The sequence below is a fragment of the Serratia sp. CY43202 genome, from assembly GCF_052168755.1.
Classification (GTDB): domain Bacteria; phylum Pseudomonadota; class Gammaproteobacteria; order Enterobacterales; family Enterobacteriaceae; genus Serratia; species Serratia bockelmannii.
The window spans coordinates 392,520-407,386 of the sequence record NZ_JBJNMB010000003.1 but is presented as its reverse complement, the minus strand read 5'-3'; the positions used below and the strand labels follow the sequence as shown (position 1 = coordinate 407,386).

The following is a 14,867-nucleotide window of genomic DNA, read 5'->3' as shown; positions in this document are numbered from 1 at the left end:
CTATATATAGGTGTTCACAATTCTTAATGCACTATATATAGATATTGACGAGATTCTTTTGATGTAGAACAAGGAAAACGGAAGAGCGTGCGCAAGCTGAACAGTCGTCAATCGCTCACTGGCCGATCGCGAAAATGTTCCAGCAGAAAGTCGACCCAGACGCGCACCCGCGGCGGCAGATCCGCCGAGGCGTAATAGAGCCACAGCTGCACCGGGCGCGGCCAGCACTCCGCCAGCACCGGCCGCAGCGTGCCCTGCTCAAAGTGCTTTTCGAGGTACCAGCGCGCCAGGTTGACGATGCCCAGCCCGGCCAGCGCCGCATCCAGCAACATTTCCGGGCGGCTCACCACCAATCGGCCGCTCAGATCCAGCGCCAGCGTTTCGCCCTGATGGCGCAGCTGCCATTTGACGTGGCGGCCGTTGCTGGGGTTGCGGTGCAGCAGGCAGTCGTGCCGCAGCAGGTCGTGCGGCGTTTGCGGTTCACCGCGCCGCGCCAGATAGTCCGGCGACGCCGCCAGCACCATGTGCATCGGGTAGAGCGGGCGCGCCACCAGCCGGCTGTCGGGATCGACCCGGCTGCCGATGCCGACATCGAAGCCTTCGCCCACCAGATTCACCACCCGGGCGTCCAGCGACAGATCGAGATCGATCTGCGGGTAGCGCGCCAGAAATTGCGGGATCAACGGCATCAGCATCTGGCGGCCGAAGCCGGGGATCATCGTGACGCGCACCACCCCGGCCGGCGCCTGCCGCTCGCCGCCGGCGCTTTCCAGCGTCGCCGCCAACGCCTGCCACAGCGGCGCCACCTGCGCCAGCAGCGCTTTGCCTTCGTCGGTCAGCAGCACGTTGTGGGTGTTGCGCTGAAACAGCCGCAGCGCCAGCTTCTCTTCCAGCGCGCGGATATTTTTGCTGACCGCCGCCGGCGTGACGCCCAGCTGGCGGGCGGCGGCGGAGAAATTTTGCGCCTGCGCGGCGGCGAGGAAGGCCGGCAGCAGGCGGTGCACGTCAAAGGGCAGCGACATAGTGGTTGATACTTTCGGTTGAAATTGAAGTGACCTTGAACAGCCTACACCCGAAGCGGCAGAAATGGAAAAATGCCTCATCTTCTTTACGTTCAAGGAATCCTTTATGTCACGCATTTTAGTGTTAACCGCCCACCGCACCCCCGACGAGTCGCGCATCAACCAGGCGCTGATCGAGGCCGTGTGCCCGCTGCCTAACGTGACCGTGCACGAGCTGATCCGCGCTTACCCGGATTACCGCATCGACGTGGCGCGCGAACAGGAGCTGCTGGAAAGCCATGATGCGGTGGTGATGATGTTCCCGTTTTTCTGGTACAGCTCGCCGGCGATCCTGCGCGAATGGCAGGACGCGGTATTAACTTATGGTTTCGCCTACGGCAGCGAGGGCACCAAACTGCACGGCAAGCCGCTGCAATTGGTGGTGAGCACCGGCGGCAACGCGCAGGCCTACACGCCGGCAGGCTACAACCGCTATCCGGTGCAGGATCTGCTGCTGCCGTTCCACGCCATGGCCAACCTGACCGGCATGGATTATCTGCCGCCGCATCTGGTGCAGGGCGTGTTCGACATGAGCGACGAACGCCTGGCGCAAGAGGCCGCCGGCGTGGTGGCGCTGCTGGGGAAATGGTAGGGCGCAGCGCTCGCCGCGCCCTGCGGGGTTAGTCTTCGAGTAGCCACCACACCGCTTCGAACGGCCGCAGCGTCAGCGCCTGCGGCTGATCCGCCGAGTCGCTGTAGTTGCTCATCAGCGGGCGCCACTGCGCGGAGGCTTCCACGCCCTCCGCCGCCCAGGCCAGCGGTTCGCGGCTCAGGTTGGCCGCGACCAGCAGGCGCTGGCCGTTCCAGCTGCGCTGATAGCACCACAGCGCCGGGTGTTCCGGCGCCAGATCCTGATAGTCGCCGTGGGTCAGCAGCGGGTACTGCTTGCGCAGGGTGATCAGCTGGCGATAGGCGTAAAACACCGAGTCGAGGTCGGCCAGCGCCGTGTCGGCGTTGATCTGCGGGTAGTTCTCGGCGCAGCCGATCCACGGCGTGCCGGTGGTGAAACCGGCGTGCGGCGCGGCGCTCCACTGCATCGGGGTGCGGCCGTTGTCGCGCGATTTGTCGGCCAGGATCGCCAGCAGCTCGGCGTCGCTGCGGCCCTGGGCGCGCAGTTCGGCGTACATGTTCAGGCTTTCCACGTCGCGATACTGCTCGATGGCGCGGAAGCCGGGGTTGGTCATGCCGAGTTCTTCGCCCTGATAGATATAAGGCGTGCCCTGCATGCCGTGCAGCACCATCGCCAGCATTTTGGCGGCCGGCACCCGCAGTGCGCCTTCATCGCCGAAGCGCGACACGATGCGCGGCTGATCGTGGTTGCACCAGAACAGCGCGTTCCAGGCGCGGTTATGCATCCCTTGCTGCCAGTGGCGGAAGATCTGCTTCAGTTCCACGTAATCCGGCGCCGCCCGCGTCCATTTTTCACCGCCGGCGTAGTCCACCTTCAGGTGGTGGAAGTTGAAGGTCATCGACAGCTCTTCGCCGCTCTGCGCCGCGTACTGCTGGCAATGCTCAAGCGTGGTGGAAGACATCTCGCCCACCGTCATCAGGCCGCGCGGCTGAAACACCTCGCGGCTCATCTCCTGCAGGAACTCGTGGATGCGCGGGCCGTCGGTGTAGAAGCGGCGGCCGTCGCCCAGGCTGTCGGACGGGAAATCCTGCTGTTTGGACACCAGATTGATCACGTCGAGGCGCAGGCCGTCGACGCCTTTATCCGCCCAGAACTGACACACTTTCTTCAGCTCTTCGCGCACCGGCGGGTGTTCCCAGTTGAGATCCGCCTGCTCGGCGGCGAACAGGTGCAGGTAGTACTGGCCGCTGTCGGCGTGCCACTGCCAGGCGTTACCGCCGAACTTGGAGCGCCAGTTGTTCGGCGGCGTATCGCCTTCGCCGTCGCGCCAGACGTAGAACTGACGATACGGGCTGTGGCGATCCTGCGCGGCCTTGAACCACGGGTGCTCGGTCGAGGTGTGGTTGAACACCATATCCATCACGATGCGGATGCCGCGCCGGTGGGCGGCGGCGACCAGCTGCTCGAAGTCCGCCATGCTGCCGTAAGCCGGATCGATGGCGCAGTAGTCCGCTACGTCATAGCCGTTGTCCACCTGCGGCGATACGTAGACCGGCGTCAGCCAGATGGCGTCGACGCCCAGCTCCTGCAGATAGTCCAGCCGCCGCGTCACGCCGGCCAAATCGCCGTAGCCGTTGCCGGTGCTGTCCTGAAAACTCTTCGGATAAATTTGGTAGATGACGCCGTTCTGCCACCAGGGGGTTGGGTTGCTCATAGTTCAATACCTTTGAATCGTGACAACGGGCCTGTACCCTTCATCTTTCAAACCGCAGCGTTGTTGGCTGCTGGCGCTGCACCCCAGTCACTTACTTGAGTAAGCTCCTGGGGATTTGCACCCTTGCCGCCTAGCTGCAGCTCGAAAGCTATAGGGTATTTCCAGCCCCTACATTCATGTTGCGTATTTTGCGTCAATTAAACCGGCAGCTCGCCGCGGGCGGCCTTGCGTTTGTAGACCATGATGGTCAGCACCAGCGGGATGACGATCGCCACCAGAATCGCCAGCGAGTAAATCAGCCAGAACTGCGGCTTGATAGACAGAATGCCCGGCAGGCCGCCGACGCCGATGCCGTTGGCCATCACGCCGTCCAGCCCGCAGATAAGGCCGGCGATCGCGGAGCCGATCATCGCGCACAGCATTGGGAAGCGGTATTTGAGGTTGATGCCGTACATTGCCGGTTCGGTCACGCCGAGATAGGCGGAGATCGCCGCCGGCACCGAGATTTCACGCTCGTTGGCCTTGCGGCTGATGATGATGATGCCGAGCACCGCCGAGGCCTGCGCGATGTTGGACAGCGCAATCAGCGGCCACACCGGGGTGCCGCCCATGCTCTGGATCATCTGCATGTCGATGGCCAGCGTGGTCTGGTGCACGCCGGTGATCACCAGCGGCGCATACAGGAAGCCGAACAGCGCGGCGCCCACCGGCGCGAAGCTGCCGGTCATCACCGCTTTCACCGCCCAGGCAACGCCGTCGCCGATCATGCGGCCGAACGGCCCGATCAGCGCGTGCGCCAGGAACACCGCCAGCAGCAGCGAAACCACCGGCACCACCACCAGATAGAGATAGTCGGGGACGATCTTTTTCAGCCGGGTTTCGATCCAGCCCAGCGCCATGCCCGCCAGGATCGACGGGATCACCTGCGCCTGATAGCCCACTTTCTGGATCACGAACCAGCCGAAGTTCCACACTTCCGGCGTTTGCTGGCCGAGCAGGTAGGAGTTCATCAGCTGCGGCGACACTAGGGTGACGCCCAGCACGATGCCGAGCACCGGCGTGCCGCCCATCTTTTTCACCGTCGACCAGCAGATAGCCACCGGCAGGAACATGAAGATCGCTTCACCGAGCAGCCACAGGAAGTCGTAAACGGTTTTCCACGCCGGGTGCATCTGCGCCAGCGTTTGGCCGTCGGACATCGGGATGTCGCCGATCACGTTGCGGAAGCCGAGGATCAGACCGCCGCTGATCAGCGCCGGCAGCAGTGGGAAGAAGATCTCGGCGAAGTGGGAGATGGTGCGCTCAGTCCAGGTCATGTTCTGGCGCGCGGCCACCTTGGCCTGCTCCTTGTCGGCCTCGTTGACGCCGGTGCTGGCGATCAGCGCCTGATAGTAGTCGCCGACGTCGGTACCGATCACCACCTGGAACTGCCCGGCGTTGGTGAAGCAACCCTTGACCATCGGCAGCGCTTCGATCTCTTTCGGTTTCGCCTTGTTGGGATCGTTGAGGACGAAACGCAGCCGGGTAATGCAATGGCTGACGGTGGCGATGTTCTCGCGGCCGCCGACCAAAACAATCAGGCGATCAATATCCTGCTGTTTTACTTTGCTCATTATGGGATACCTGCAGAGGTGTTGACTGAGTAATGATCAAAGCTTAGCCACTCGGCTTTTTGAATGAAATGGGAACGTTCCCGGATTGGGGCGAGGATCACAAAATGACAAAAAATGGTCAACTTCTCATCAGGTCGTCAGGAAAGTTTGCTGGGCACCACCAGGCGGCGGATCCCCTGCTCGCCGCTGAGCTGCGCCAGCAACTGCTGCGCCGCCAGCAGGCCGGCGCTGCCGTAGCCGAACTCCACCGACAGGGTGTCGGGGAACAGGAAGCTGAGCAGCGGGGTGTTGCCGATGGCGCATACCTGGATGGCGCGCGTCGGCTGTTGTTGCAGGTATTTGATTGCCCCCAGGGCGATGCTGTCGGAGGCGCAAATCAGCGCGCTGGTGTGCGCGTCAATCACTTCGGCGGCGTGCTGGAAACCGCTCTGGTAACTCAGCTCGCCCAGCGTGGCGCGCGGCGTGAGCGTGAGGCGTTCACAGGCGTCGAGATAGGCCTGATAGCGGCGCTGGCCGGTGGTGGCGTCGCTGAGCTGCACCCCCAGATAGCCGATATGCCGATGCCCTTGCTGATACAGGCGATCCATCAGCAGGTTCACCGCGCCGGCGTCGTCGTAGCAGACGGACGAGAAGCCGTCGTATTCGCGCACCATCACCACCATTTTTTCCTGCCACGGCTTGAGCATCGCCGCGGTCAGGCCGGTGAAGCCAAACAGGATCACGCCGTCGACGTTGCGCTGATGCAGTACGTGCAGATGCTCCTGCACCAGGCGGGTTTCGAACTGGCTCTCCATCACGATCGGATCGAAGCCCTGCTGGTACAGCAACGGCAGCATGGTGCGCACCGCCTGGTTTTCCGACGGCGAATCGAGACGGGAAACGATAATGCCCACCACTTTGTCGCTCTGGCCGCGCATGGCGCGTGCCGACTTGGAGGGGGTAAACCCTTGCTGACGGATCACCGCTTCCACCCGTTCACGGGTTTGCGGGCTCACGCTGCCTTCATTGTTCAACACGCGTGAGACGGTGGATTTACCTACGCCGCTCAGGCGTGCGATGTCCTTGATGGTCAGCCGGTTTTGCATGGTTTACTTTTCGTTGAAGTGGACAGGCGTAACATAACGGCCTGTAAAACAATGCCCGTCAGCATAGCTCATTTTCCGACGCGGATCTTGATGCAAAACGGGATTGTGACATTGCGATGAACGGCCGCTCCTGCCGCTCTGTTTTTCCCTTTACCGGAGGTTATTCCCCATATGGACCCCGACCCGACTGCTTTAGACACTCACTCGGTTCTCCGGTAAAACCTCTCCGCCTGGCGCTGCTGTTTTACCGGTGAAGTACATCACGGTAACCGGTAGCGCGCGCTTTGTCGTTCGCTCCTGCTGCTGAAAAAAAGAATAAGGATCTGCGTTGGCAGAGGCTTTTTGGCGCACCCGCCATCCGCCCGGCCGATGACGATCCCCGTTTACCCGCTGCCGTGAGGCACCGGGCGACGAGGTGCGAACCATGAAACTGAAAAAACTCCCCCGTCAGCTGCTGGGCCTGTTCGCCCGCGGCCTCCCACGCCGTTTGGTGCGCCGCGACAGCCTGCTGGACAGCGTCGGCGGCGCTGCGCGCGACATGCCGGCCGGCCTGGCGCAGCAGCGGCTGGCATGCGCCGCCGCAGAAACGATGCAGCTGTTTGAGCGTTTCCACAGCCACCCGGAAGGCATTACCGCCCATGAGGCGGAGCAGGTGCGCCAGCGCTGCGGCGAGAACGTCATCGACGATCAGCAGAAAGAGGCCTGGTGGCAACACCTCTGGCACTGCTACCGCAACCCGTTCAACCTGCTGCTGACCGCGCTCGGCATGATTTCTTACGCCACCGAGGATCTCACCGGCGCCTTGGTGATCGCGCTGATGGTGCTGATCTCCACGCTGCTGAACTTCATCCAGGAGGCGCGATCCAACCGGGCGGCCGACGCGCTGAAGGCCATGGTGAGCAACACCGCCACGGTGATCCGCAGCGATGCGCTCACCGGCAGGAGCGAGCACGTGGAGCTGCCGATCGCGCAGCTGGTGCCGGGCGACATCATCAAGCTGGCGGCCGGCGACATGATCCCGGCGGATCTGCGCGTGCTGTCGGCCAAGGATCTGTTCATCAGCCAGGCGGCGCTGACCGGTGAATCGCTGCCGGTGGAAAAATCCGCGGCGCCGCAGGCGTTGGCGGCCGATCCGCTCGACTGCCAGAACCTGTGCTTCATGGGCACCAACGTGGTCAGCGGCACCGCGCTGGCGATGGTGATTGGCACCGGCGGCGGCACCTATTTCGGCCAGTTGGCGCAGCGCGTCACCAGCCAGGATGAGCAGCCGAACGCCTTCCAGAGCGGCATCAGCAAGGTCAGCTGGTTGCTGATCCGATTTATGCTGGTGATGACGCCGATCGTGCTGCTGATCAACGGCTACACCAAGGGCGACTGGTGGGAGGCGGCGCTGTTCGCGCTGTCGGTGGCGGTCGGGCTGACGCCGGAGATGCTGCCGATGATCGTCACCTCGACGCTGGCCAAAGGGGCGATGAAGCTGTCGCGTCAGAAGGTGATCGTCAAACGTCTGGACGCCATCCAGAACTTCGGCGCGATGGACATTCTGTGCACCGACAAGACCGGCACCCTGACTCAGGACAAGATCGTGCTGGAGCGCCATACCGACGTGTTCGGCGCCAGCAGCGAGCGGGTGCTGCGCTACGCCTGGTTGAACAGCTTCTACCAGACCGGGCTGAAAAACCTGCTCGACGTGGCGGTGTTGAGCTGCGCGGAGCAAAATCAGCAGCCGCAGGCGCTGCAAAACTACCGCAAGGTGGATGAGATCCCGTTCGATTTCGTGCGCCGCCGCATGTCGGTGGTGGTGGCCAAAGACAACGAGTATCACGAGCTGGTGTGCAAGGGCGCGCTGGAAGAGATGCTGGCGATTTGCAGCCACGTGCGCCACGAAGACGAGGTGATCCCGCTCAGCGAGGCGTTGCTGGCGCGCATTCGCCGCATCACCGACGATCTCAACCAGCAGGGGCTGCGGGTGGTGGCGGTGGCCAACAAGATCCTGCCGGCGCAAACCCATGAATACGGCGTGGCGGACGAGTCGGATCTGATCCTCGAAGGCTACGTCGCTTTCCTCGATCCGCCGAAGGAAAGCACCGCACCGGCGCTGGCGGCGCTGAAACAGAACGGCGTCACGGTGAAGATCCTCACCGGCGACAACGAGCTGGTGGCGGCCAAAGTGTGCCGTGACGTCGGGCTGGAGGCCGATCATCTGCTGCGCGGCAGCGAGATCGAGCAGATGGACGACGAGCAGCTGGCACAGGTGGCGGCGCGCACCACGGTGTTCGCCAAGCTGACGCCGCTGCACAAGGAGCGCATCGTCAAACTGCTGCGCCGTCAGGGGCACGTGGTGGGCTTTATGGGCGACGGCATCAACGATGCACCGGCGCTGCGCGCGGCCGACATCGGCATCTCCGTCGATTCGGCGGTGGATATCGCCAAGGAAGCGGCGGACATCATCCTGCTGGAAAAAAGCCTGATGGTGCTGGAGCAGGGGGTGATCGAAGGGCGCCGCACCTTCGCCAACATGCTGAAATACATCAAGATGACCGCCAGCTCCAACTTCGGCAACGTGTTCAGCGTGCTGATCGCCAGCGCCTTCCTGCCGTTCCTGCCGATGTTGCCGCTGCACCTGTTGATTCAGAACCTGATGTACGACATCTCGCAGATCGCCATCCCGTTCGATAACGTCGACGACGATCAGATCACCCAGCCACAGCGCTGGAACTCCGCCGATTTGGGGCGGTTTATGGTGTTCTTTGGGCCGATCAGTTCGATCTTCGACGTGCTGACCTTCAGCCTGATGTGGTGGGTGTTCAAGGCCAATACGCCGGAAATGCAGACGCTGTTCCAGTCCGGCTGGTTCGTGGAAGGGCTGCTGTCGCAAACGCTGATCGTGCACATGATCCGCACGCGCAAAATTCCGTTTATCCAGAGCCGCCCGTCCTGGCCGCTGTGCATCATGACGCTGGCGGTGATCGCCACCGGCATCGGCCTGGTGTTCTCGCCGCTGGCCGGCTTCCTGCAGCTGCAGGCGCTGCCGCTCGGTTACTTCCCGTGGCTAGTGCTGATCCTCGCCGGTTACATGGTGCTGACCCAGTGCGTGAAAGGCTGGTTCGTGCGCCGCTACGGCTGGCAATAACCCGCTCGCCCCCTCCGGCCGGGAGGGGGCAACTGTGATCCCGTCCGCTTTTTCACCGCAACGGTTGGACATCTGTTCTGTGCTGAGTCTTTATCTACAGCGTTGGCTGTTTTTATTGATTTTTTTCCTCTGAGGAATTTCCGATGCACAGACCTTTCCGTTATACGCTACTGGCTTCATCGTTATGGTTTTCTTGCGGCGCGTTGGCGCAGCCGTCGGGTGATTTGCCGCTGATGCCCTGGCCGCAGCAGGTGGAAGTGACGCAACCGGCGGGCAAGCTGGTGCTGGATCGCCGCTTGTCTCTGACGCTGCAGGGCGATGATTTGGGCGACGCGCTGCCGCGCTGGCGCCAGCGCATCGAGTTGCAGACCGGCTGGACGCTGGCGCTGAGGGAAGAAGCAAACGGCGCGGCGATCAAGGTGGTGATCAAGGACCGGGTGGCGGCGCAGCCGCTGCCGGGCAGCGATGAGAGCTACCGGCTGGCGGTCACGCCGCAGGGCGCCACGCTGACCGCCAACACTCGCTTTGGCGCGCTGCGCGGCATGGAGACCCTGCTGCAGCTGCTGCAGACCGACGGGCAAAACACCTTCCTGCCGCTGGTGGATATTCGCGATGTGCCGCGCTTCCCGTGGCGCGGCGTTTTGTTGGATTCGGCGCGCCATTTCCTGCCGCTGCCGGACATTTTGCGCCAGCTCGACGGCATGGCGGCGGCCAAGCTCAACGTATTCCACTGGCACCTGACCGACGATCAGGGCTGGCGCTTCGCCTCCGAGCATTACCCCAAATTGCAGCAGCAGGCCAGCGACGGCCTGTTTTACACCCGTGAGCAAATGCGGCAGGTGGTGGCTTACGCCACGGCGCGCGGCATTCGCGTGGTGCCGGAGATCGACATGCCGGGGCACGCCTCCAGCATCGCGGTGGCCTATCCCGATCTGATGAGTGCGCCGGGGCCGTATCGCATGGAGCGCGAGTGGGGCGTGCATAAGCCGACGCTCGATCCAACCCGCGACGAGGTGTATCAGTTTGTCGATGCGATCGTCGGCGAGCTGGCGGCGATCTTCCCCGATCCTTATCTGCACATCGGCGGCGACGAAGTGGACGCCAGCCAGTGGCGGGCATCGCCGTCGATTCAGGCGTTTATGCAGCAGAACGGGCTGGCGGATACCCATGCGCTGCAGGCCTACTTCAACCAGAAGCTGGAAAAGATCCTCGAGAAGCATCAGCGGCAGATGGTCGGTTGGGACGAGATCTACCATCCGTCGCTGCCGCGCTCGATCGTCATTCAATCCTGGCAGGGGCAAGACTCGCTGGGCGCCAGCGCGCAGGATGGCTATCAGGGCATTCTCTCCACCGGTTTCTATCTCGATCAGCCGCAAAGCACCGCCTATCACTACCGCAATGAAATTCTGCCGCAGCCGCTGGGGGTCGAGACGGCGGTGCAGCCCGGCGAGCAGGCGCAAAGCTGGCGTTTCAGCATGCCGCGCCTGAAGGGAAGCGCGGTGGAAGGCAGCTTCACGCTGATCGAGGGCAAGCAGGGCTGGCGCGGCTTTATCGATTTCAACGGCAAGTCACGCCGCGCGGTGCACGACATCGTCTGGCGCACGCCGCAGCAGGTGACGTTCCGCGTCGATACCTGGATGGGCGACACACGGCCGGTGTTTACGCTGCAACAGGACAAGCTCAGCGGCTATACGCTGGTCGGCAACGTGCGTTACCCCACCAGCGGCGACAAGCTGGCGGCGGCGCCGGCGGGCAAGATGCCGGTGGTGCCGGACGAGAAGGGGCAGGCCAACATTCTCGGCGGCGAAGCGGCGCTGTGGGCGGAAAACGTGCGCGCGCCGCTGCTCGATCTCAAGCTGTGGCCGCGTGCCTTCGCGGTGGCGGAGCGGCTGTGGTCGGCGCAGGACGTTACCGACGAAAGCAACATGTACCGGCGGCTGGCGGCGATCGACGCCTGGTCGGTGGTGTCGGTCGGCCTGCAGCAGCATGCGGAAACGGCGCGCGAATTCACCCGGCTGAGCAACAGCGTGCAGATCGCGCCGCTACAGATCCTGGCCGAGGCGGTGGAACCGGCGCAGTATTACACCCGCCAGCACCTGAAGTTCCAGGCCGGCAACTATCACCAGTTCGAACCGCTGAACCGCTTTGCCGATGCGCTGCCGCCGGAGAGCGGCGCGGTGCGTGACATGCATGCCCAGGTTGCGGCTTTGCTGAAGGATAAGCGCGATAAGGCGGCGGCGCAGGCGCTGCGCGAACGGCTGCAGCGCTGGCAGGCGAACGGCGCGGCGCTGCAAACGGCGATCGCGGGCAACCGCACGCTGCGGGAGCTGGCGCCGGTGGCGCAGGACGTCGATGCCCTGGCCGTATTGGGGTTAACGCTGCTGGATCGCCATCAGCAGGACAAACCGCTGAGCCGGGCCGAGGCCGAACAAGCGCAGCGCCGGCTGGATGCGGCGGCGCAGACGCGCGACGAAGTGGTGATTGCCGCGGTGTACCCGCTGGAGGCGCTGCTGCGGGGGATGCAAATGGCGCCGTAAGGAGAGGTGGCGAAGAAACTGCGGGGCGTATTCCATATCTCGACATTGCGATGTGGTTGAAAGAGCAGAAACGACGGGCTGGTTGTAAAATCCAGCCCGATTTGTTCATTCAATACGGTTTACGCATTCAAGGGATTGATAATGCCGCATGTTTTTAATGTCCGATTGATTGGAGAAGGCGCACTGGCTGCAGCCAATGACCTCTTTGCTGAGGCCGGGTATGGCGTCCGGGTGCAAATGATGAATGCTGAAGATTTTGAGTGGTGCGTTGCGTTGGCTCGCCAACAACCCGAAGAGCGCCGTATTCCCTGGGCGTTGAATGGCGCCGCGTTGGGCGATCCTGACGGCTTTATGTTTAGCTTTAAGATACAGGGCATCGATGACCGGCCGGCAGGCGCCTGTCTCTGCCGGTTTTGTCCGGCTGCAGGCGAGCAGCTGGCGATGTTAAATATTGAGATGCTGCAGAATTTTCGTATTAGAGACTCGAGCCTTGATGGAAATACGCTACGTTTTGCGCTCTATGTCGCCGTGCTCTTTATGGTGGATACGGCATGCGCAGGTTTGCGCTTAATATCGCCGATTAATACGGAGTTGGCTGATTATTATATAAATCATCATCATTTTGTCGACCTCACCGGGGGGCTCAAACAGATACTTTATCGAGACGCTGAGGCGCTTTTCCTGTGGTTCCAGGAAGGTTTTTCGCCGCCGGCCTCATAATTGAAGGTGGGTGAAATTTGCGCAATAATGGCGAAATGCCGGTAGGGTCACAGGAGGTTCGCATGGTGATAAAGTCAACAAAACGTCAGGTAACACAACCTGCCTCTTATGAGCTGAAGGTGTATAAATTCGGCATGGAAGGTGTAGATGCAGTGAACACCTATACATCTGAACAGATTGACCGCATAACGCCTCGCGGTAAACCGATTACGGCTTCGCGAGAAGAGGTTATCGCCGTTTTAAAACAGTCGGTTAAACAGGTTAACGCTTTATCCTCTCCGGCTGCTGAAACTCTGGGCTGTGTCCGTCGGCGCCCAGCATTCAAGTAATGTAAAAACGGCCAGTCTGCACTGGCCGTGATTCGCGTGAGCGTCGATTAACGACGCACGGCGATGGCTTCGATTTCGATCTTCACGTCTTTCGGCAGACGCGCCACTTCTACGCAAGAACGGGCCGGGAACGGCGCGCTGTGCTCGGTGAAGAAGGCTTCGTACGCGGCGTTGACGGTGGCGAAGTCGTTCAGGTCTTTCACGAATACGGTGGTTTTCACGATGTCGGCAACGATCAGGCCGGCGGCTTCGACGATCGCTTTAACGTTTTCCAGCGACTGGCGCGCCTGAGCGGCGACGTCGTCGGCGACGGCGCCGGTTTTCGGATCGACCGGGATCTGGCCGGAAGTGATGATCATGCTGCCCAGATCAACGCCCTGCACGTAAGGACCAATGGCTGCCGGGGCGAGTTCAGTGCTGATATTACGTGACATGTTTTCTCCTGATAGACCCGTTGTCTTTCACGCCGCCGCGCGGTCGGCCGCAGCTTGAAATTCGGTGGGTAGCAACGTGGGTAGAGTTATTTTCAGGCATCCATTATAGGGAGTGGCACGCAGATTAACAGCGCCGCTCCCGCTAAAGGGGCAGAATTCAGTCGGCCTGCAGCACCACCTGATGCTCGAACTCTTTTTCGCAGTAGCGGCACTTCAGGTGCACTTCGCCGTCGCGCGGCTTCACGCTGAAGCTCGACGCCACCGGCTCGCTGCGGCTGATGCAGTTGCTGTTCGGGCAGGTCAGCACGCCGTCGATGTGGTCCGGCAGGCTGAGGGTCAGTTTGCGCACCACTTCATAGTTATCGATGCGGTTTACCGTGGCCTTCGGCGCGTACATCGCCAGCTGGTTGGCCTGCTGCTCGGTCAGGAAGGTGTTCTCGATCTTGATCAGATCCTTGCGGCCCAGCTCGTTGGAGGGCAGGTTCAGGCCGATGGTGATGCGCTGGTCGGTGGCGGTCAGCTTGAACAGCGTCAGCAGTTTGAAACCGATCTGCGCCGGAATGTGGTCGATCACCGTGCCGCATTTGATCGCTTCGACCTGCAGTTTGTTGTCGTGAGTCATGGCGGTTCCCCCTTAAAGAGCCAAATCTGCGTTGAGCACCAGCGCCAGCAGCGCCTGACGGGCGAAGATGCCGTTGCCCGCCTGCTGGAAGTAGTAAGCGTGCGGCGTTTTATCCACGTCGGTGGCGATCTCGTCGATGCGCGGCAGCGGGTGCAGCACCTTAAGGTTGGTGCGCGCGCCGGTCAGATCCGCGGCGCGCAGCACGAACTGCGCCTTCACGTTGGCGTACTCGGAAGGATCGAGGCGCTCTTTCTGCACCCGGGTCATGTAGAGAATATCCAGCTCCGGCACCACTTCTTCAATGCTGCTGTGCAGGCTGTACTCGATGCCTTTCTCTTCCAGCATTTTCAGGATGTAGGCCGGCATCGCCAGCGCGTCCGGGGCAATGAAGTAGAAGCGGTTGCCTTCGAATTTGGCCAGCGCCTGGGTGAGCGAGTGCACGGTGCGGCCGTATTTCAGGTCGCCGACCATGGCGATGCTGAGGTTGCTCAGGCGCCCCTGGGTTTCCTGGATGGTGAACAGATCCAGCAGGGTCTGGGTCGGGTGCTGGTTGGCGCCGTCGCCGGCGTTGAGCACCGGCACGTTACCGGAGAATTCCGAGGCCATGCGCGCTGCGCCTTCCTGCGGATGGCGCATCACGATAGCGTCCACATAGGTGCTGATCACCGAGATGGTGTCGGCCAGGGTTTCGCCTTTTTTGCCGAGCGAGGTGTTGCTGCCGTCGGCGAAACCGACCACCGAGGCGCCGAGGCGGTGCATCGAGGTTTCGAACGACAGGCGGGTACGGGTCGAGGCTTCAAAGAAGCAGCTGGCGATCACCTTGTGTTTCAACAGTTCCGGCTGCGGGTTGGCTTTCAGACCGGCGGCGGTGCGCAGCACCAGCTCCAGATCCTCGCGGCTGAGATCGTTAATAGAGATGATGTGTTTGTGATACAGCGGGTTGGCCATTTTTCACTCCTCCTCGACGCGTGCCCGTGGCGCGGGACTTTTTAAGGCAAAAAAAAGCCCCTCAATGAGGGGCTTGAAACGATCGGTTTAGCAACAGGAG

The 14,867-nt window shown here is 62.0% G+C and carries 12 protein-coding genes; 5 read left to right on the top strand and 7 right to left on the bottom strand.

The genetic code is table 11. From position 1 onward, the window contains the following. Positions 1-107: 107 nt before the first annotated feature. A complete protein-coding gene (locus ACJ8J5_RS08355) occupies positions 108-1,022 on the bottom strand; it encodes a LysR family transcriptional regulator (protein WP_309149869.1) in 915 nt (304 codons plus the stop codon). Positions 1,023-1,128: 106 nt separating this feature from the next. On the opposite strand from ACJ8J5_RS08355, the gene ACJ8J5_RS08350 reads away from it, so the two are divergent. Then, positions 1,129-1,653 (top strand): NAD(P)H-dependent oxidoreductase, encoded by a 525-nt coding sequence (locus ACJ8J5_RS08350; protein WP_414104958.1) that lies wholly within the window; start codon positions 1,129-1,131, stop codon positions 1,651-1,653. Positions 1,654-1,681: 28 nt separating this feature from the next. Here ACJ8J5_RS08350 and treC read toward each other — a convergent pair whose 3' ends face one another. The 3 genes from treC to treR form a co-directional block, all read right to left on the bottom strand. Then, positions 1,682-3,346: an alpha,alpha-phosphotrehalase gene (gene treC, locus ACJ8J5_RS08345; RefSeq protein WP_342122614.1), complete on the bottom strand. Its 1,665-nt coding sequence runs from the start codon at positions 3,344-3,346 to the stop codon at positions 1,682-1,684. Between the two features lie 197 nt (positions 3,347-3,543). Next, positions 3,544-4,959 carry a PTS trehalose transporter subunit IIBC gene (treB, locus tag ACJ8J5_RS08340; RefSeq protein WP_025305107.1) on the bottom strand — a complete coding sequence of 472 codons (1,416 nt, stop codon included), beginning with the start codon at positions 4,957-4,959 and terminating at the stop codon, positions 3,544-3,546. A gap of 137 nt (positions 4,960-5,096) precedes the next feature. After that, positions 5,097-6,044 carry a trehalose operon repressor TreR gene (gene treR, locus ACJ8J5_RS08335; RefSeq protein WP_042783558.1) on the bottom strand — a complete coding sequence of 316 codons (948 nt, stop codon included), beginning with the start codon at positions 6,042-6,044 and terminating at the stop codon, positions 5,097-5,099. 424 nt (positions 6,045-6,468) lie between these two features. Between treR and mgtA the strand changes: the two genes are divergently transcribed. The 4 genes from mgtA (at position 6,469) to ACJ8J5_RS08315 (ending at position 12,763) form a co-directional block, all read left to right on the top strand. Continuing rightward, positions 6,469-9,177 (top strand): magnesium-translocating P-type ATPase, encoded by a 2,709-nt coding sequence (gene mgtA, locus ACJ8J5_RS08330; RefSeq protein ID WP_414104960.1) that lies wholly within the window; start codon positions 6,469-6,471, stop codon positions 9,175-9,177. A gap of 143 nt (positions 9,178-9,320) precedes the next feature. Further along, the gene (locus tag ACJ8J5_RS08325; protein WP_414104961.1) at positions 9,321-11,714 is read left to right on the top strand and encodes a beta-N-acetylhexosaminidase; all 2,394 of its coding nucleotides are present in this window, start codon (positions 9,321-9,323) and stop codon (positions 11,712-11,714) included. 141 nt (positions 11,715-11,855) lie between these two features. After that, positions 11,856-12,434, top strand: coding sequence for a hypothetical protein (locus ACJ8J5_RS08320; protein ID WP_230491076.1), 579 nt, complete (start codon positions 11,856-11,858; stop codon positions 12,432-12,434). 62 nt (positions 12,435-12,496) lie between these two features. After that, a complete protein-coding gene (locus tag ACJ8J5_RS08315; protein ID WP_197780727.1) occupies positions 12,497-12,763 on the top strand; it encodes a hypothetical protein in 267 nt (88 codons plus the stop codon). Positions 12,764-12,810: 47 nt separating this feature from the next. On the opposite strand, the gene ridA is transcribed toward ACJ8J5_RS08315, so the two are convergent. The 3 genes from ridA to pyrB form a co-directional block, all read right to left on the bottom strand. After that, on the bottom strand, positions 12,811-13,197 hold the full coding sequence (gene ridA, locus ACJ8J5_RS08310; protein WP_004933379.1) for a 2-iminobutanoate/2-iminopropanoate deaminase: 387 nt from the start codon (positions 13,195-13,197) through the stop codon (positions 12,811-12,813). A 157-nt stretch (positions 13,198-13,354) separates the two neighbouring features. Continuing rightward, entirely contained in the window at positions 13,355-13,819 is a 465-nt protein-coding gene (gene pyrI / locus ACJ8J5_RS08305) for an aspartate carbamoyltransferase regulatory subunit (RefSeq protein WP_038879023.1), read from the bottom strand. Between the two features lie 12 nt (positions 13,820-13,831). Further along, positions 13,832-14,767: an aspartate carbamoyltransferase gene (gene pyrB / locus ACJ8J5_RS08300; RefSeq protein ID WP_025305112.1), complete on the bottom strand. Its 936-nt coding sequence runs from the start codon at positions 14,765-14,767 to the stop codon at positions 13,832-13,834. Positions 14,768-14,867: the final 100 nt, after the last annotated feature.